At 69.8% G+C, this 16,492-nt stretch carries 24 protein-coding genes; 13 read left to right on the top strand and 11 right to left on the bottom strand.

Annotation, left to right across the window (positions count from 1 at the left end):
• Positions 1 to 48 precede the first annotated feature (48 nt).
• Positions 49 to 270, bottom strand: coding sequence for a hypothetical protein (locus tag L6E10_RS17130; RefSeq protein ID WP_236221142.1), 222 nt, complete (start codon positions 268 to 270; stop codon positions 49 to 51).
• On the opposite strand from L6E10_RS17130, the gene L6E10_RS17125 reads away from it, so the two are divergent.
• Positions 178 to 771 carry a response regulator transcription factor gene (locus L6E10_RS17125; RefSeq protein WP_236221104.1) on the top strand — a complete coding sequence of 198 codons (594 nt, stop codon included), beginning with the start codon at positions 178 to 180 and terminating at the stop codon, positions 769 to 771. The genes L6E10_RS17130 and L6E10_RS17125 overlap by 93 nt on opposite strands.
• Here L6E10_RS17125 and L6E10_RS17120 read toward each other — a convergent pair whose 3' ends face one another.
• Together L6E10_RS17120 and bluB are read right to left on the bottom strand one after the other, a co-directional pair.
• Positions 772 to 2,271, bottom strand: coding sequence for a diguanylate cyclase (locus L6E10_RS17120; protein WP_236220498.1), 1,500 nt, complete (start codon positions 2,269 to 2,271; stop codon positions 772 to 774). It lies immediately after the preceding gene.
• A gap of 44 nt (positions 2,272 to 2,315) precedes the next feature.
• Entirely contained in the window at positions 2,316 to 2,948 is a 633-nt protein-coding gene (gene bluB / locus L6E10_RS17115; RefSeq protein WP_236220497.1) for a 5,6-dimethylbenzimidazole synthase, read from the bottom strand.
• 140 nt (positions 2,949 to 3,088) lie between these two features.
• On the opposite strand from bluB, the gene L6E10_RS17110 reads away from it, so the two are divergent.
• Entirely contained in the window at positions 3,089 to 3,388 is a 300-nt protein-coding gene (locus tag L6E10_RS17110) for a hypothetical protein (protein ID WP_236220496.1), read from the top strand.
• Here L6E10_RS17110 and rpsR read toward each other — a convergent pair.
• Genes rpsR through rpmB form a run of 4 tightly spaced genes read right to left on the bottom strand, consistent with a single transcriptional unit; the run spans position 3,336 to position 4,258 of the window.
• The gene (gene rpsR / locus L6E10_RS17105; RefSeq protein ID WP_236220495.1) at positions 3,336 to 3,566 is read right to left on the bottom strand and encodes a 30S ribosomal protein S18; all 231 of its coding nucleotides are present in this window, start codon (positions 3,564 to 3,566) and stop codon (positions 3,336 to 3,338) included. The genes L6E10_RS17110 and rpsR overlap by 53 nt on opposite strands.
• Positions 3,566 to 3,859: a 30S ribosomal protein S14 gene (gene rpsN, locus L6E10_RS17100; protein WP_236220494.1), complete on the bottom strand. Its 294-nt coding sequence runs from the start codon at positions 3,857 to 3,859 to the stop codon at positions 3,566 to 3,568. Before rpsN ends, rpsR begins: the two co-directional genes overlap by 1 nt.
• A gap of 1 nt (position 3,860) precedes the next feature.
• Entirely contained in the window at positions 3,861 to 4,028 is a 168-nt protein-coding gene (rpmG, locus tag L6E10_RS17095; RefSeq protein ID WP_090097319.1) for a 50S ribosomal protein L33, read from the bottom strand.
• Positions 4,028 to 4,258 carry a 50S ribosomal protein L28 gene (rpmB, locus tag L6E10_RS17090; RefSeq protein WP_236220493.1) on the bottom strand — a complete coding sequence of 77 codons (231 nt, stop codon included), beginning with the start codon at positions 4,256 to 4,258 and terminating at the stop codon, positions 4,028 to 4,030. The genes rpmG and rpmB overlap by 1 nt, the downstream gene beginning before the upstream one ends.
• Positions 4,259 to 4,307: 49 nt before the next feature.
• Here rpmB and L6E10_RS17085 point away from each other — a divergent pair, with 49 nt between their 5' ends.
• Genes L6E10_RS17085 through rpmF form a run of 3 tightly spaced genes read left to right on the top strand, consistent with a single transcriptional unit; the run spans position 4,308 to position 5,604 of the window.
• A complete protein-coding gene (locus tag L6E10_RS17085) occupies positions 4,308 to 5,192 on the top strand; it encodes a GTP-binding protein (protein WP_236220492.1) in 885 nt (294 codons plus the stop codon).
• On the top strand, positions 5,192 to 5,443 hold the full coding sequence (locus L6E10_RS17080) for a type B 50S ribosomal protein L31 (RefSeq protein ID WP_089949824.1): 252 nt from the start codon (positions 5,192 to 5,194) through the stop codon (positions 5,441 to 5,443). Before L6E10_RS17085 ends, L6E10_RS17080 begins: the two co-directional genes overlap by 1 nt.
• A complete protein-coding gene (gene rpmF, locus L6E10_RS17075) occupies positions 5,443 to 5,604 on the top strand; it encodes a 50S ribosomal protein L32 (protein ID WP_030481357.1) in 162 nt (53 codons plus the stop codon). The genes L6E10_RS17080 and rpmF overlap by 1 nt, the downstream gene beginning before the upstream one ends.
• Here rpmF and L6E10_RS17070 read toward each other — a convergent pair.
• Positions 5,601 to 6,248, bottom strand: a complete 648-nt coding sequence (locus L6E10_RS17070; protein ID WP_236220491.1) for a histidine phosphatase family protein — start codon at positions 6,246 to 6,248, stop codon at positions 5,601 to 5,603. The genes rpmF and L6E10_RS17070 overlap by 4 nt on opposite strands.
• Positions 6,249 to 6,322: 74 nt before the next feature.
• Here L6E10_RS17070 and L6E10_RS17065 point away from each other — a divergent pair, with 74 nt between their 5' ends.
• The 8 genes from L6E10_RS17065 (at position 6,323) to lepB (ending at position 13,303) form a co-directional block, all read left to right on the top strand.
• A complete protein-coding gene (locus tag L6E10_RS17065; RefSeq protein WP_236220490.1) occupies positions 6,323 to 6,643 on the top strand; it encodes an EthD family reductase in 321 nt (106 codons plus the stop codon).
• Positions 6,640 to 7,455 (top strand): 3-hydroxyacyl-CoA dehydrogenase family protein, encoded by an 816-nt coding sequence (locus L6E10_RS17060; RefSeq protein ID WP_236220489.1) that lies wholly within the window; start codon positions 6,640 to 6,642, stop codon positions 7,453 to 7,455. Before L6E10_RS17065 ends, L6E10_RS17060 begins: the two co-directional genes overlap by 4 nt.
• 10 nt (positions 7,456 to 7,465) lie before the next feature.
• Complete coding sequence (gene eis, locus L6E10_RS17055; RefSeq protein WP_236220488.1) at positions 7,466 to 8,623, top strand: enhanced intracellular survival protein Eis; 1,158 nt, start codon at positions 7,466 to 7,468, stop codon at positions 8,621 to 8,623.
• A gap of 48 nt (positions 8,624 to 8,671) precedes the next feature.
• Positions 8,672 to 9,655, top strand: a complete 984-nt coding sequence (locus L6E10_RS17050; protein ID WP_236220487.1) for a nucleotidyltransferase domain-containing protein — start codon at positions 8,672 to 8,674, stop codon at positions 9,653 to 9,655.
• 19 nt (positions 9,656 to 9,674) lie between these two features.
• Positions 9,675 to 10,286, top strand: a complete 612-nt coding sequence (locus L6E10_RS17045; protein WP_236220486.1) for a trimeric intracellular cation channel family protein — start codon at positions 9,675 to 9,677, stop codon at positions 10,284 to 10,286.
• An 80-nt stretch (positions 10,287 to 10,366) separates the two neighbouring features.
• A complete protein-coding gene (locus tag L6E10_RS17040) occupies positions 10,367 to 11,062 on the top strand; it encodes a response regulator transcription factor (RefSeq protein WP_090097311.1) in 696 nt (231 codons plus the stop codon).
• The gene (locus tag L6E10_RS17035; RefSeq protein WP_374236812.1) at positions 11,059 to 12,447 is read left to right on the top strand and encodes a sensor histidine kinase; all 1,389 of its coding nucleotides are present in this window, start codon (positions 11,059 to 11,061) and stop codon (positions 12,445 to 12,447) included. Before L6E10_RS17040 ends, L6E10_RS17035 begins: the two co-directional genes overlap by 4 nt.
• A gap of 10 nt (positions 12,448 to 12,457) precedes the next feature.
• Positions 12,458 to 13,303: a signal peptidase I gene (gene lepB, locus L6E10_RS17030; protein ID WP_236220485.1), complete on the top strand. Its 846-nt coding sequence runs from the start codon at positions 12,458 to 12,460 to the stop codon at positions 13,301 to 13,303.
• Between the two features lie 59 nt (positions 13,304 to 13,362).
• Here lepB and L6E10_RS17025 read toward each other — a convergent pair whose 3' ends face one another.
• Genes L6E10_RS17025 through L6E10_RS17015 form a run of 3 tightly spaced genes read right to left on the bottom strand, consistent with a single transcriptional unit; the run spans position 13,363 to position 16,474 of the window.
• Complete coding sequence (locus L6E10_RS17025; protein WP_236220484.1) at positions 13,363 to 14,271, bottom strand: carbohydrate ABC transporter permease; 909 nt, start codon at positions 14,269 to 14,271, stop codon at positions 13,363 to 13,365.
• Positions 14,268 to 15,224 carry a carbohydrate ABC transporter permease gene (locus L6E10_RS17020; protein ID WP_236220483.1) on the bottom strand — a complete coding sequence of 319 codons (957 nt, stop codon included), beginning with the start codon at positions 15,222 to 15,224 and terminating at the stop codon, positions 14,268 to 14,270. The genes L6E10_RS17025 and L6E10_RS17020 overlap by 4 nt, the downstream gene beginning before the upstream one ends.
• Positions 15,221 to 16,474 (bottom strand): ABC transporter substrate-binding protein, encoded by a 1,254-nt coding sequence (locus L6E10_RS17015; RefSeq protein ID WP_236220482.1) that lies wholly within the window; start codon positions 16,472 to 16,474, stop codon positions 15,221 to 15,223. Before L6E10_RS17015 ends, L6E10_RS17020 begins: the two co-directional genes overlap by 4 nt.
• Positions 16,475 to 16,492 lie beyond the last annotated feature (18 nt).

The raw sequence follows: 16,492 nt of genomic DNA, 5'->3' as shown, positions 1-16,492 counted from the left end.
GGCCGGTGATCTCGAAAATCGGTTACCACATGATGAGATAACTGAGAATTAACGTGACCTTCGGCTGCTGTACGCGAAGATCACGAACATGAGGGAGCACGGAACGCCAATGCGGGAGGCGTCGTGATCAAGGTTCTGCTGGCCGACGACGAGGACCTCGTCCGTTCCGGCCTTCGCATGATCCTGAGCAGCGTCGGAGACATCGAGGTAGTTGCTGAATGCGATGACGGGCACCTGGTAGCCGACCTGGCGCGCCAGCACCGTCCACACGTGGTCCTGCTCGACATCCGGATGCGCACCTCGGACGGGCTGGTGGCCCTGCGGCGGCTGCGGACCCTGCCCGACCCACCGAGGGTCTGCATCCTGACCACGTTCGACGTCGACGAGTACGTGTCGGAAGCACTGCGCCTCGGCGCGGCGGGCTTCCTGCTGAAGGACACCGAACCGGAACAGCTCGTGAAGGCCGTGCGCGACCTTGCGCGCGGAGGTGCGGTTCTCGACCCCGGCGTCGCGGCGAGGGTTCTCGCGGCGGTGGCCGACGGCGAACGGATGGCGGAGCCGGCCAGGAGGCTGCTCCAGAGCCTGTCCGAACGCGAGCGCGAGGTGCTCGTGCTGATCGGCCAGGGCATGTCCAACGCGGAGATCGGCGGCACGCTGCACCTGTCGGAGGCGACGGTGAAGGGCTACGTCTCGTCGGTGCTCGGCAAGATCGGCGCGGTCAACCGCGTGCAGGCCGCGCTGGTGGCCTACCGCGGCGGCCTGATCGCCTAGCTAGTTCCCGGAGACGATCTCGGGCACCTCGTCCACCGAGGGCTCGACCTCGACCCTGTTGCGGCCGTGCCGCTTGGCGCGGTAGAGCGCCATGTCCGCGGCCGCGAACAGCTGGTCCAGTTTGGCCGGTCCCGCCGCGACACCGATGCTGACCGTCGGGCGGCGGACCGGGCCGAGCACCATCGTCCAGTCGTGCCCGTCGACGGCCGCGCGGATCCGCTCGGCCACGTTCGGGCCGACGTCCCTGTTCGGGCCGGTGTCGCCGAGCAGCACCACGAACTCGTCGCCGGCCCAGCGCGCCACCAGGTCGTCCGCCCGGCACTCGCGCCGCAGCAACGCCGCGATCTCGCGCAACGCCGCGTCGCCCGTCGCGTGCCCGGCGTCGTCGTTGACGCTCTTGAACCAGTCGACGTCGACCAGCACGAGCCACGGCACCCGGCCGCGTGCCGCCGTCGACTCCAGCAACGCCGCCGCCGCGCGTTCCAGCCCGAGCCGGTTCGCGAGCCCCGTCAACGGGTCGCGCGCCGCCGCCTCCTGCGCCGCCACCGCGAGCCGTTGCGCCTGCACGGCCACGCGGCGCTGCTCCAGCGCCTGGCCGAGGCCTTCCTGCAACGTCTCCCTGGCCGTGCTGGAGGCCCGCATGGAAAGGCGCAACGCCTCGGCTTCGCCCTGCGCGTCACCCAGTGCTTGGCAGATGTCCGCTAGCTCTGTGGAGAACCGCAGCAGCAGCGACGTGTCGTTGATGCGTTCGGCGTGCGTCACCGCATGGGACGCGAGTGTGCGCGCCTCGTCCAGATCGCCCTGTTCGCGGCGCACGACGGAGAGAACCCAGTTGCCGACCGAGATGCCCCACAGGTCTTCGGCGTCCAACGACAGCCGCAGGGTCTCCTCGCCCATCTCCTCGGCCTTGTCCAGCTGGCCGACGCCGGCGAGGGACCGCCCGCACGCACCGAGGAGAGCGCGCCGGTGGCCCTCGTCCTTGACGATGCCCAAGCCCTCGTCCAGGTACGCCAGGGCTTCCTCGAAGATCGCGGGCGCCGCGGCGGGAGGTCCTGAGCAGGCGCGGAAGTTGAGCGAGCCGCCGAGGCGCTGCAGGCACTGCGCCAGCACGTCGGTGTTGCCCGCGCGCCGTGCCACCTGGACGGACAGCCGCAGCATGTCCAAGGCGGCGCGCCGGTTGCCGATGCCCTCCATCAAGTAACCGAGGGAGCCCATCGTGTGGGCCACGGCCGGGCTGTCGGACCGTTCGGCGTCGAGGTCGGTCCACCCCTCGGCGGCCAGTTCCAGGGCCAGCGGTATCCGGCCGAGGCGCCACGCCATCACAGCCCGGTTGACCAGCACCGCGGAGCGCACCCAGCGGTCGGCGCCGGGGGAGACCTTCGTGACCACCTCGTCGAAGAGGCTGTTCGCCTCCGGCACACGGCCAGCGTTGTACAACGCGCGGACTTCGAGGTCCAGCCGCGGAATCTGGCCCGCTACCTGCGGATCGCGCTGCTCCACTCGATCATCGACTCCGTTCCGACTCGCCGAGCGGCCCGCACAGGCTACCGGGTTGGTCGCGCCCCGTACCGATCGTGGTGCAGGACGTCGTCGAGGGGTAGCCGGTTGCGCCAACCGTGACGTTCCAGATCGGGAGTGTCGGGCAGTGATCGAACCGGACCGACGCACAACCACGCAACCGGACGGACCCTCGTGGGGATGTCCAGCAGGCGGCGCAGCACATCTTCCCGGTAGAAGCTCACCCAGCCCACACCGAGGCCCTCCTCCGTCGCGGCCAGCCACAGGTTCTGGATGGCCAGGCACACGGAGTACAAACCCGCGTCCGCGATCGCGTGACGGCCCAGAACGGCAGGTGAGCCGCGGTCCGGGTCGTACGTGACCACGATGCCGAGGGACGACTCCATGACCCCTTCGACCTTGATGCGCGAGAACGTCTCGGCACGTTCCTGGTCGAGCTGGGCGGCGAAGACGCTGCGTTCCGCCTGGACGTGGTCGCGGAACGCGCGCCGGATCGACTCGTCCCGCACGAGCACGAAGTCCCACGGCTGCGAAAGGCCGACGCTCGGAGCCGCGTGCGCGGCGGTCAGCACCCGTCGCAGCACGTCGGACGGGATTTCCTCGCCGGAGAACTCGGCCCGCGTGTCCCTGCGCCGGTGCACAACTTCGTACAGGTTCATTCGTGCGATCGTGCCTCACTCGAAAGCACCAACTTCACGGTGGAGAGGTGGCGCTGATCTCATCCGCGGGTTACACCGATCGGATGCGGAGAATGAGAGGTGGTCACGGCTCGGCGCTCGCATTCGGCGGCGGAGTCGGCGTGACCGCGTTCACCGGAGCCTGGCCGCTGCTCGCCCTGGTCCTGCTCGCGGCGGTCGTCATGGTTGTCTCGCTGCGGACGACGGTCGCCGGGGCGGCGTTCGCGGCGGTGCAGTGCTGGGGCCTCTACGCGACCTTCTTGGTGGGTGTTCGTGGCGATCTGACGGTCGACGAACACACGACCTGGGTGCTCGCGTTGCTGGTGCAGCTCGCCGCGCTGGCCTTCCTGGCCGGCGCGGCGGCCCGCGTCATCGTCCCTGTGACGGGTACGGCAGCAAAGCCATCTCCCGTGCGTTCTTGATCGCGGTGGCGACCTGGCGCTGCTGCTGCGGCGTCAGGCCGGTCACCCGGCGGGACCGGATCTTGCCCCGGTCCGAGATGAACTTGCGCAGCAGCGTGACGTCCTTCCAGTCGACGACCGCCACGCCCTCCTTCGCGAGGAGGTTGACCCTGCGCTTGAGCGGCCTCTTCTCGCGCATCACCAGCTCGCCTTCGACACGCCGGGCAGCTCACCGCGGTGGGCCATCTCCCGCAGGCGGAGGCGGGACAGGCCGAACTTGCGGTTGTAGGCGCGCGGCCGTCCGTCCACGGCGTCGCGGTTGCGCAGCCGCGTCGGCGACGCGTCCCGGGGCAGCTTCTGCAGGCCCCGCAACGCTTCCTCGCGCGTCTCGGGGTGCCGCAGCTTCTCCTTGAGCTCGGCGCGGCGTTCCGCGTACCGGGCCACGACCTCGCGGCGGCGCAGGTCCGCGGCGATCTTCGACTTCTTCGCCACGTCAGCGCTCCTCTTTGAACTCGACGTGCTTGCGCGCGACGGGGTCGTACTTGCGCAGCACCAGCCGGTCCGGGTCGTTGCGGCGGTTCTTGCGGGTCACGTACGTGTAGCCGGTGCCGGCGGTGGACCTCATCTTGATGATCGGCCGGACGTCGGTGCTCTTGGCCATCAGACGTTCACCCCCTGGGCGCGCAGCCGGGCCACGGCGGCCTCGATGCCCACCTTGTCGACGGTCTTGATGCCCTTCGCGGACAACGTCAGCGTCACGAAGCGGTTCAGCGACGGCACGAAGTACCGCTTGCGCTGGACGTTCGGGTTCCACCGGCGCCGGGTCTTGCGCTGTGAGTGCGAGACGCGGTTGCCGAAGCCCGGCTCGCGGCCGGTCAGCTGGCAGCGCACTGGTACCTCCAGATTGAAACGACTTTCGTTTTCATCTACGGTACCTCACATGGAAACCGTTGTCGTCATGGTGGCGGGGCTGGTCGACCACGACGTCGCCGTGCGGGTGTGGCGGGACCGGCCCGGGTCGGTGCTCGTGCGGCACGTCGCCGGGGAAACGTGCGTGCGGCGCTGGGTCGACGGCATCGCGACCGACGTCGAACTGCTGCACGGCTGCGTCTCCTGCACCGTCAGGGAGGACCTGCGAGAGCTGCTCGGCGCGTTCGCGGGCCACACGGTCGTGCTGCACCTGGACCCGTTGCTGGAACCGGACGCGGTGCGCCGCAACCTCGGCGTCGAGGTGGAGTGCGTGATCACCGTGCTGGACGCGGCGACGTGGCTCGACGACGCGCTGGGCGACGCCTCGATGGTCACCGACGAGCGCACGGTGGCGCAGGTCGTGGTGGCGCAGGCCGAGGCCGCCGACGTGCTGGTGCTGCAGGGAGACGCGGACGAGCGGACCCTCGCCGTGCTCGACCGCGTCGCCCCCGGTGCGCACCGCTGCACGCCCGAGACGGTCGTCGTGCGCAAGGGCACGCGGCCGCGGCTGGTGCCCCTGACGCCCGAATGCGGTGTCTCGACGGCGGTTTTCACGGCCGACCGGCCGTTTCACCCGGTGCGGCTCAACGACGCGCTCGACTCGTTGCTCGACGGCACGGTCGTGCGCTCGCGCGGCCGGCTCTGGGTCGCCGACGAACCGGACGTCGCGCTGCACCTGGAGTCCGCGGGCGGCGGGATGCACGTCGGCGAGGGCGGTCCCCGCGAGGGCAGGACGACCCGGATCGTGGCGATCACCCTGGGCGAACCGGACTCCATCACCGCGGCGTTCGCCGAAGCGCTGCTGACCGACGACGAACTGTCCTTCGTGGACTCGATCCGAAAGCTGGAGATCTGATGAAGCCCGGTATCCACCCCGACTACCACCCGGTCGTCTTCCAGGACGCGTCCACGGGCAAGACGTTCCTGACCCGCTCGACCGCCACGTCGAGCAGGACGGTCGAGTGGGAGGACGGCAACAGCTACCCGCTGCTGGTCGTCGACATCACCGCCGACTCGCACCCGTTCTGGACCGGCACGCAACGCCTCGTCGACACCGCCGGCCGGGTCGAGAAGTTCAACCGCCGCTACGGAAAGCGAGAGCGCTGATGGCCGTTCCCAAGCGCAAGACGTCCCGGTCCAACACCCGCCACCGCCGCTCGCAGTGGAAGGCCACGGCGCCGGACCTGGTGCGCGTGCGGACGCTGGACGGCAAGGAACTGCTCGTTCCCCGTCGTCTCGTCGCCGCCTACAAGCGCGGGTTGATCTAGGGCCTGAGCTGGACCGTCCCGTCCGGTGAGTCGCGCCACTGGTCGAAGGGGCGGTCCAGCCTCCACCCCGTGCCGTCGTGGTCGAGCACGCGGTTCTCGCAGGTGTCCGGGTTGGACAGCGACTCGAACAGGTCGATGCTCCAGTCGAAGAACCGGCGGCACAGCAACCTGATCGTCAGCCCGTGCGACACGACCAGCACGGTCTTCGGGTGCCTCTCGTCCTCGTGCATCCGCACGGTCAGGCCGTCGAGGAACGCCGCCACGCGGTCGTCCACGTCCGCGCCGGACTCGCCGTTGGGCAGCCGGAAGAAGAAGTGGCCGAACGCGTGCCGCTGGTGCTTGAGCACCTCCTGCTGCACCGGGTCCTGGAGGTTGCCCCAGTCCTGCTCGCGCACCCTCGGCTCGGTGACGACGCGCTCCGCGGAGATGCCCAGCAGGTCGAACGTCCGCCTCGTCCTCGTGTACGGGGAGACGTAGGCCGCGACCGGGCCGTCGCCGATCAGGGCCTTGACCACCGGTCCGGCGGCGCGGGCCTGCTCCTCGCCCGTCCCGGTCAGCGGCAGCGCGTGGTCGGGGATGCGGCAGTAGGCGAGCTCGTCGACGTTGCCGAGGCTTTGGCCGTGGCGCAGCAGGATGATCCGCACCTCACCATCGTGCCCCACCCCCGCGGGTGCTCCGGGCGTTACAGTGCTCGGCGAGTCGAGGAGGATGGTGTCACATGATCAAGTACATCGCGCTGTACAAGAAGCCCGACGACCCCGAGGGCTTCGACGAGAAGTACTTCGAGTCGCACCTGCCGATCGTGGGCTCGGTCCCCGGCCTGGTGCGCGCCGAGGTCGCGAAGGTGCAGCGGGTGTTCCTGGCCGGCTTCCTCGGTGAGACCGAGCCCCACCTCATCGCGGAGATGTACTTCGACTCGCCGGAGTCGTTCAAGGCCGCCATCCAGTCGCCGGAGTGGGCGACGTCCGGCGCCAACCTCGCCGAGATCGGCGGGATGGAGCTCGTCGCCATGTTCAGCGCCGAGGTGGTCGAGCGGTGAAGGCCGTCGTCATCGGTGGCGGCACGATGGGCGCGGGCATCGCGCACCTCCTGCTCGCGGGCGGCCACGAGGTCACGCTGTCCGAGGCCGACGCCGAACGCGCCGAGCAGGGCAGGGCCGCCATCAGGCGCTCGCTCGACAGGGCGCAGGAGAAGGGCAAGCTCGCCGACGCCGCCGCGGTGTTCGCGAACCTGGGCACGGGCGAGCTGCCCGCGGACGCTGAGCTGGTCGTCGAGGCCGTGCCCGAGAACGTGCCGCTCAAGCAGGAGGTGCTGGGCATCGCGGCCGCGAAGTGCCCGAACGCGGTCCTCGCCTCCAACACGTCCTCGCTGTCCATCTCGGAGATCGCGGCGGGACTGCCCGGCGAACGCGTGCTCGGCATGCACTTCTTCAACCCCGTGCCGGTGCAGCAGCTCGTCGAGCTCGTGCACCACGACGGCGTCGACCCGGCGAACGTGGCCAAGGCCCGGGCCTGGGCCGAGGAGATGGGCAAGACCGTCATCGAGGTGCGCGACTCACCGGGGTTCGCCACGTCGAGGCTCGGCGTCGCCGTCGGTGTGGAGGCGATCCGCATGCTGGAGGAGGGTGTCGCCTCCGCGGCGGACATCGACACCGGCATGAAGCTCGGCTACCGCTGGCCGATGGGGCCGCTGGAGCTGACCGACCTGGTCGGTCTCGACGTGCGGCTGGCCATCGCCGAGCACCTCGCGGCCGAGCTGGGGCCGCGGTTCGACCCGCCCCGGCTCCTGCGGGACAAGGTCGCCCGCGGCGAGCTCGGGAAGAAGACGGGCCAGGGCTTCTTCACCTGGTAGACAGGCGGCCGTGCGCATCCGTGAGCTGGTCGAGGACGACCTCGACGCCGTGTTCCGCCTCCGCAAGCTCGCGTTCAACTCGACCGAGCGACCCGAGCGGGTCGTGAAGCCCGGGTCGCACGGACTCGTCGCCGAGATCGACGGCCGGGTCGCCGGAGTGCTCGGCATCGGCGCCTACGCGCAGTTCTACGGCGGCGCCGCGGTCCCCATGGGCGGGATCGGCGGTGTCGCCGTCGACGGCGCGTTGCGCGGGCGCGGTGTGGCGAACGCGCTGCTCCGCGAGGCTCTGACGACCATGCGCGAGCACGGCCAGGCGATCTCGGCGCTCTACCCGACCGTGCCGACGCTGTACCGCAAGTTCGGCTGGGAGCGCACCGGCGTCTTCGAGTGGGTCGAGCTGCCGATGGACAGGCTGCTGTCGGTGCCGCGGCCGTCCGAGCCGGTCCCGTCGCGCCCGGCGGGGGAGAGCGACCTCGCCGCGCTGCACGACTGCTACCTCGAGGTGGCGCGGACGGTCGACGGCCTGGCCGACCGCCGGCCGCCGCGGATCGACCTCGCCAAGGTGCTCGAGATGGACCTCGTGAGCGTGCTGCCCGGCCCGAACGGCCTGCGCGGCTACCTGACGGCCACCCGCGAGGCCGGCGGCGACATGGGGCGGCTCAAGGTCTTCGACCTCATCGGCGCCGACGTCGAGGCGCAGCTCACCCTCCTGGCGTCGCTGGCCTCCTGGGCGGGCACGCTCGAAGCGGTCGACCTGCGGATCACCGACCCGGCGACGGTGGACCTCCTCGCAGGCACGCCCCTGCGCCATTCGGTGTGGACCTCGACGTGGATGCAGCGGGTCGTCGACCTGCCCGCCGCCGTGGCCGCACGGGGCTGGCCCCGGCTCGCGAACGCCGCGGTGGACCTGGAGGTCGTCGACGAGCACGCGCCGTGGCACGCCGGTCTCCACCGCCTCGTCGCGGAGGACGGAGCCGTGCGCGTCGAGCCCGGTGGCAGCGGGGCGGTGCGGCTGCACGCGCGGGCACTCGGACCGTGGTTCTCCGGTGCTCAGAACACCCACGCGCTGCGGCGCGCGGGGCTGCTGGAGGGCGATCCGGCCGACGCGGTGGTGCTCGACCAGCTCGCCGGATCGGCCGGGACGCCGAGGCTCGCCGACTTCTTCTGACGCGCGTCACTGTTCACCCGAACGGCTCGGTCGAGTAACAATGGGGTCGTGGCGGGGGACCAGGACGACGTCAGGCATGCCTACGGCGACAACATGGGGTGGCGCCTCAAGGGCTACGCGAAGCGCCGCAGCGGGGCACCGGTCAGCGCGCGGGAGATCACGCGCGAGCAGTTCCTCCGGATCCGGCCGCTGTTCGACGCCGAGGACAACCCGTGGCTGGTGGACCTGAACGAGGTGGTCCCGGACATCCGGCAGCGCGTCGAGCAGGTGCTCGGCCCGCTCGACCCCGACCAGGACTACTACGTCACCGGTCACCCGCTCGACTGGGACAAGGACCCGGTGCAGGTGGCGCGGGACCTGCTCGACGTCCGGTACCCGCTCGCGAGGGCGGCGTTCCTCGGCGGCAGCGTCGCGGCGGGGACCTACACGGCCAACTCCGACCTGGACATGGTCGTGATCGTCGACGACCTGCCCGGCGCGTTCCGCGAGACGCTGCAGCACCGCGGCTGGCCGGTGGAGCTGTTCTGCCACACGCTCGAGTCGTTCCAGGACTTCGTGGCCAGGGACGCCGAAGGCCGACGGCCGCCGTTGCTGAACATGTGCGCCAAGGGTTTTCTCATGCTCGACGCCGACGGCACCGGGCAACGCCTGCGAGCCGAAGCGCGCGCTCTGCTGGACGCCGGCCCGCCTCCTCCGACGGTCACCGAGCTGGAAGACCGCCGTTACGGCACCACCGACCTGCTGGAAGACCTGATCGGCGCACGGGACGAGGACGAACGGCTGTTCGTCGCGGCGAGGCTGCTGACCTGCGCGGGCGAGCTCGCCCTGGTCGTGCAGAACCGGTGGCTCGGGCACGGCAAGTGGCTGCTGCGGCGTCTGCGCGACGCCAAGGAGGACGAGCTCGTGGACGCCTACCGGGCATTGGTGCGCGGTGAGGGCGCCGAGCGGTTCATCGCCGTCGTCGAGGCCGTGCTGGAGTCCGCGGGAGGGCGCATGGAGGCCGGTTACCGCCGGGCTGCGCCACCGCGCTGACCAACTACGCTCTCCGTTCGTGCTGCTCGTCGTCCTGGAGCTGATCGGTATCGCGGTGTTCGCCGCCTCCGGGGCGGTCGCCGCGGTCCGCGCGCGCCTCGACGTGTTCGGCGTGACCATCCTGGCCCTCACGACGGCGCTGGGCGGCGGCATCGTCCGCGACGTCCTGCTCGGCGTGCACCCGCCGACGAGCCTGCGCACCTGGCCGTACCTGCTGGTCGCGGGCGGCACGGGCCTGGTCGTCTTCTGGTACCACCCGCAGGTCGCGAAGCTCCGCCGCAGCGTGCTGCTGCTGGACGCCGTGGGCCTCGGCCTGTTCGTCACGTCCGGCACGTCGACCGCGCTCGCCCTCGGCGCCCCTCCGTACGCGGCGTGCCTGATCGGGATGACGACGGGCATCGGCGGTGGAGCGCTCCGCGATCTCCTGCTCCGGGAGATCCCGCTGGTCCTGAGGAGAGAGATCTACGCCGTCGCGGCCCTCGCCGGGGCGGTCGTCGTCGCGGTCGGCGAATGGGTGAAGCTGCCCAAAGGCCTGGTCGCGCTCACCGGTGCGTCGTTGATCATCACCATCAGGCTGATCGCGCTCTGGCGGAAGTGGAACGCGCCGGTCGCACGGGGCCTGGAGGGCTAGCGGGAAACTAACGCGGTACTCACACCCGCAGTTAGGGCCCTTCTCAGGCGGCTCTCAGATCCCTCGGCAAGACTGCCCCCATGCGCATCCTCGTTGTCGATGACGATCGGGCGGTCCGGGAGTCACTCCGCCGCTCGCTCCAGTTCAACGGCTACCAGGTCGAGACTGCCGGGGACGGCATGCAGGCCCTGGAGTCGGTGACCGCCGCCAGGCCGGACGCGATGGTGCTCGACGTGATGATGCCGCGCCTCGACGGGCTCGAGGTGTGCCGCAGGCTGCGCAGCACCGGCGACGACCTGCCGATCCTCGTGCTGACCGCGCGCGACGCCGTGAGCGACCGGGTGTCCGGGCTGGACGCCGGTGCCGACGACTACCTGCCCAAGCCGTTCGCGCTGGAGGAGCTGCTGGCCCGGTTGCGCGCCCTGCTGCGCCGCGCCGCCCACGACGACGACGTCGCCCAGAAGTCCGCCGCCGCGCTCAAGTTCGCCGACCTGGAGCTGGACCCGTCCACCAGGGACGTCCGCCGCGGTGACCGGCCGATCAGCCTCACCCGCACCGAGTTCGCGCTGCTGGAGCTCCTGCTGGCGCACCCGCGCCAGGTGCTCACCCGCAGCCGCATCCTGGAGGACGTGTGGGGATACGACTTCCCGACCTCGGGCAACGCGCTCGAGGTCTACGTGGGCTACCTGCGCCGCAAGACGGAGGCGGACGGCGAGCCGAGGCTGATCCACACGGTGCGCGGGGTGGGCTACGTCCTGCGGGAGACCCCTCCGTGATCCTCGAGCCCCAAGGACGCCTCCAGCGGGCGTCGCTGCGGGCCCGGGTCACGTGGCTCGCGGCGTTCTGCGTCGCCGGTGCGGTCGCGTTGGTGTCCCTCGGTGCGTACATGGTCGTGCGCAAGAGCACGTACGACGCGCTCGACGACGGTCTGCGCCAACGCGCCGCCACGGTGGCGAACAGCAAGAAGGTCACCTCGCCCGACGAGGTCGCCAACTACCCGGCGGCGTTCCTCGCGGCCGGTGACGTGAAGATGGGCGTGCTGCTGGCCGACTCGGGCAAGCTCATCTACCCCAAGGAGTCCGTGCCGCCGCCGACGGTCCAGGAGGCCTGGGACGTCGCGGACGGCGAGCGCGAAGAGTTCATCTGGACCGACCACAAGACCGAGACGCGGGTCATCGCGGTCGGCTACCAGCCCGGCCAGGCGATCATCATCGCCCAGTCGATGACGCCGCAGCGCACGACGCTGGCCAAGCTCAGCGTGGTCCTGCTGCTCATCGGCGGTGCCGGCGTGCTGCTCGCGGCCATCGCGGGCACGGCGGTGGCGCGCACCAGCCTGAGGCCCGTGCAACGGCTCACCGAGGCCACCGAACGCGTGACGAACACGGGCGACCTGACGCCGATCCCGGTGTCGGGCGACGACGAGCTGGCGCGGCTGACGCACAGCTTCAACGCGATGCTCGGCGCCGTGGCGGAGTCGCAGGAACGGCAGCGCCGCCTGGTCGCCGACGCGGGCCACGAGCTGCGCACGCCGCTGACGTCCATGCGCACGAACCTGGAGCTGCTGCTCGCGTCGGAACGCCCGGACGCCCCCACGCTGTCCGACGAGGACAAGCGGGAGATCCAGTCGGACGTGCGCGGCCAGCTCGACGAGCTGACCACGCTGATCGGCGACCTCGTCGAACTGGCCCGCGAGGACGCCCCGCAGGTCGTGCACGAGCCGGTCGACCTCGTCGAGGTCGTGGAACGGTCGCTCGACCGCGCCCGCCGGCGCGCCTCGAACAACGTCAGGTTCGACGTGCAGCTCCAGCCGTGGACACTTCTGGGTGATTCCAGCGCCCTGGAACGGGCCGTGCTGAACCTCCTCGACAACGCGGTGAAGTTCAGCCCGCCGGCCTCGACGGTGCGGCTGGGCCTGCGCCAGCTGGGCGACGGCAGCGCCGTCGTGGAGGTCGCGGACGCGGGTCCCGGCATCGCGGATGCCGATCTACCTCACGTTTTCGAGCGGTTCTACCGTTCGTCCGAGGCGAGGACCCTGCCGGGTTCGGGTCTCGGGCTCGCCATCGTGAAGCAGGTGGCGCAACGGCACGGTGGCACGGCCACGGCGGGCAGGGCCCCCGAGGGCGGAGCCCTGTTCACGTTGCGCCTACCCGGACGACCGTAAGGTGGGGAACGTGAGTCATCGCGTGAACGACGATTCTTCGTCGACCTGGGAGACGACGCCTCCCGCCGGAGACGGTCCCGCCGAGCCCACGTCGCGCTTCAAGACGTCCGGTTCGCGGTCTTCGCGGTCTTCCTCCTCGCACGAGGAGGAGGCGACGCCGAGGTTCTCCAAGAAGAAGGCGAAGAAGAAGCAGCCGTTCTGGAAAGAGCTGCTGGTCATCTTCAGCGTGGCGCTGCTGCTGACCGTCGTCATCCAGACGTTCGTCGCGCGCGTGTTCGTCATCCCGTCGGCCTCGATGGAGTCGACGCTGCACGGCTGCACGGGCTGCGTGAACGACAAGGTGCTGGTCGAGAAGATCACGTACCTGTTCAGCGACCCCCGGCCGGGCGACGTCGTCGTCTTCCGCGGCCCGCCGAACTGGACGGGCGGCAAGCAGCCCCCGAGCTTCGTGGTCGGCACGCTGCAGGACCTGGGCTCGATGGTGAACCTCTCCGAGCCCAGCGGCACGGACTTCATCAAGCGCGTCATCGCCGTCGGCGGCCAGACCGTCGAGTGCTGCGACGACCAGGGCCGCGTCCTCGTCGACGGCAAGCCGCTCGACGAGCCGTACCTGAACTTCGGCGGCGGCGTGCCGCAGCAGGACTCGTTCGAGAAGGTCACCGTCCCCGCGGGCAAGCTGTGGGTGATGGGCGACAACCGCAACAACTCGTCGGACTCGCGCAAGCACGGCGACCCGACGCCCGCCGACGGCGCGATCCCGGTCGAGAACGTGGTGGGCAAGGCCCGCGTGATCGTGATCCCGGTGAGCCGGTGGGGCGGTATCTCGGACCACAACCCGCAGACCGGCGGGAAGTAGCCGCAGGACGTGCGAAGAGGGCGGGGACCACGTGGTCCCCGCCCTCTTCGCGTCCGGCCTCAGCCCTTCGTCGATCCCAGCGTCAGTCCGCCCACGAACTGCCGCTGCAACACGAAGAACACGACCAGGGTGGGCAGCGCGACCAGGAGAGAGCCGGCCGCGATCAGGTTGTTGTCCGTGAAGAACGTGCCCTTCAGGTTCTGCAGCGCCGAGGTCACCGGCATCTTGTCGCCGTCCTGGATGAGCACCAACGCCCACAGGAAGTCGTTGTAGATCCAGGTGAACTCGAGCGTGGCCAGCGCCGCGAGCACCGGCCGGCACAGCGGCAGGGTGAGCTGCCAGTACTGCCGGAACACCGACGCCCCGTCCACGCGGGCGGCCTCGGTCAGCTCGTACGGGATGGTCTTCATGTAGTTCGACAGCACGAACGTGCAGAAGCCCATCTGGAACGCGATGTGGATCAGGATCACGCCGAGCGGTGAGTCGATCAGCGACTCGCTCTCCGACATCCACGCCGGCAGCTCGATCAGCCGGTACAGCCTCCACAGCGGCGTCACGATCACCTGCTGCGGCAGCAGGTTGCCGGCGGTGAACAGCATGAGCAGCGCGATGTTGAACTTGAAGCTGAACCGCGAGACGCCGAACGCCACCATCGAGCTGAGCACCAGCGTGATGACCAGCGCGGGCACGGTGATCAGGAAGGTGTTCCAGTAGAAGTGCGGCAGGTCGCCGATCTCCCACGCCTTCGCGAAGTTCTCGAACGTCAGCGACTTCGCGATGGAGAAGTAGCCGTTGACCGACGTGTCCTCGTAGGTCCGCAGCGACGCGTAGACCGCCCAGAGCAGCGGGGCCAGCGTCATGAGGCACGTCAGGACGAGGAACACGTGCAACGCGACGCGGGCGGGCGTCACCGAGCGCTTCTTCTTGACCCCGACCGTCTCCGACGGCCGTTCCAGCGTGGCCGTCACGTCCGGTTCTCCTTGCTGAACACCTGGTACAGGTACGGGATGATGACGCCGAGCGAGATCGTCAGCAGGACCACCGCGACCGCGGAGCCCCGGCCGATGCGCGAGGCCTCACCGATGATGTTGTCGGTCACCAGCACCGACAGCAGTTCCAGACCGTTGCGCCCCTTGTTGATGACGTACACGATGTCGAACGCGCGCAGCGCCTCGATCACCGTCACCACGGCGACGACGATGTTCACCGGCTTCATCACCGGGAACGTGACGCGGAAGAACGTCTGCGTCGCCGAGGCCCCGTCCAGTGCCGCCGCTTCCTTCAGCGCCGGGTCGACCGACTTCAGGCCCGCCAGGTACAGCAGCATGATGTAGCCGGTGTGGCGCCACGCGGCCGCGACGAGCACCGCGTAGAGGTTGATGTCCGAGTCGCCGATCCAGTCGACGGGGTCGTCGCCGAGACCCAGCACCGAGTTCAGCAGGCCGCCGTCCGGGGTGTAGATCAGCTGCCAGATGAAGCCGACCAGCGCGAGCGACAGCACCATCGGCAGGTACAGCGCGCTCTGGTAGATGCGGCTGAACCGGAGCTCCCGGTCGAGCAGCACGGCCAGCAGCAGGCCCACCGAGGTCGGGACGACCAGCAGGAACAGCAACCAGACCAGGTTGTGCTGCACCGCCGGCCAGAACCGCGGGTACTCGGTGAAGATCTCGACGTAGTTGGCGACACCGATCCACTCGATGTCCTCGAAGCCGCCGATGCCGTTCCACCGGCTGAACGACAGCGCGACCGAGCCCAGTGCCGGGATCCACACGAACAGCAGGTGCACGATCGTGGGGATGCCGAGCATGAGCGCGAGCACCAGCGTGTCCGTGCCCGCGAGGGCGGTCGCGCGCTTTCCACGCCGACGAGGCGGCGGCCCGGAGGGGGCCACCGCCTTCGGCTTCTCCTGCACCGCGGTCACTTGAAGATGTTCTTCGCCTGGTCGGCCATGCCCTTGAGCACGGAGTCGATGTTGTTCGGGTCCTTGATGAACTCGATGAGGCCGTTGGTGGCCGCCTCGCTCGCGAAGCCGGGGTCGGTGTCGCGGTCGAGGAACTGCGTGATGTGCTTGGCGTTCTTGATGACCTCGGCCGCCTTCTTCTGCAGCGAGTTGTAGCCGGAGGTGTCCGCCTTCTGGTTGGTCGCGACCACGGACGAGTCGGACTTCAGGTAGGTGAGCTGCGGCTCGGCGGTCGACAGGTACTCGAGCAGCTTGAGCGCGCCCTCGGGGTTGCCGGGCTTCTTCGCCATCATGTAGCCGTCGATCGGCGCCTCGACCGTGTCGGTGCCGTGCTCCGGGTTGATCTCCGGGAACGGGAAGAAGTCGAGGTCGTCCTTCTCGGCGTCCGGGAACTGCTGGCCGAGGAACGAGCCCAGCAGGTACATGCCGGACTTCTTCTGCTGCAACGTCTGCGCGGCTTCCTGCCACTCGCGGCCGAGCGCGTTCTCCTGGTGGAACGGCAGCAGCCGCTTCCAGGTGTCGAAGACGTCCTTGACCTTCTTGTCCTGCCAGTCCTCCTTGCCGGCCAGCAGGTCGACGTGGAACCGGTAACCGTTGATGCGGAAGTTGAGCTGGTCGAACGTGCCCATGCCCGGCCAGCCCTGCTTCTGCGCGAAGGCGATCGGGATCAGGCCGTCGGACTTCATCTTCGTGGCGAGCGCGACGAGCTCGTCGAGGGTCTTCGGGATCGCGTAGCCGCGCTCCTGCCAGACGCTCTTGCGGTAGAACATGCCCCACGGGTACTGCGTGAACGGCACGAAGTACTGCTTGCCGTCCGAGCCCGTCGACGCCTGCTTGAGCGCGTCGGAGTAGTTGCCGCCGACCTTGCCCCACAGGTCGCTGAGGTCGCCGGTGAGGCCCTGGTCGGCGAAGAACCGCATGCGGTAGCCGGCGAACCAGGCGAGCACGTCGTCCGGCTTGCCCTGCAGGTAGTTGTTGATCTGCTCCTGGTACTGCTCGTGCTGCTTGGTGTTGATCGTGACCGACAGGCCGCCGGACTGGCCCTCGAAGCCCTTGAGGGCGGCCGTGATCGCGTCCTTCGGCACCTGGTCGGACAGGTTGTTGCCGAACGTGACGACCTTGGAGTCACCGCCCGACCCGGAACCGCCGCCACAGGCCGCGAGACCACCGGTCGCGGCCACGCCGGCACCGGCCAGCATGATCCGCAACATCGCTCGCCGACCGAAGTG

It is taken from the genome of Lentzea sp. CC55, from assembly GCF_021056325.1.
Classification (GTDB): domain Bacteria; phylum Actinomycetota; class Actinomycetes; order Mycobacteriales; family Pseudonocardiaceae; genus Lentzea; species Lentzea jiangxiensis.
Note: the sequence above shows the minus strand (reverse complement) of the source record. Positions and strands in the feature narration are given on the sequence as shown.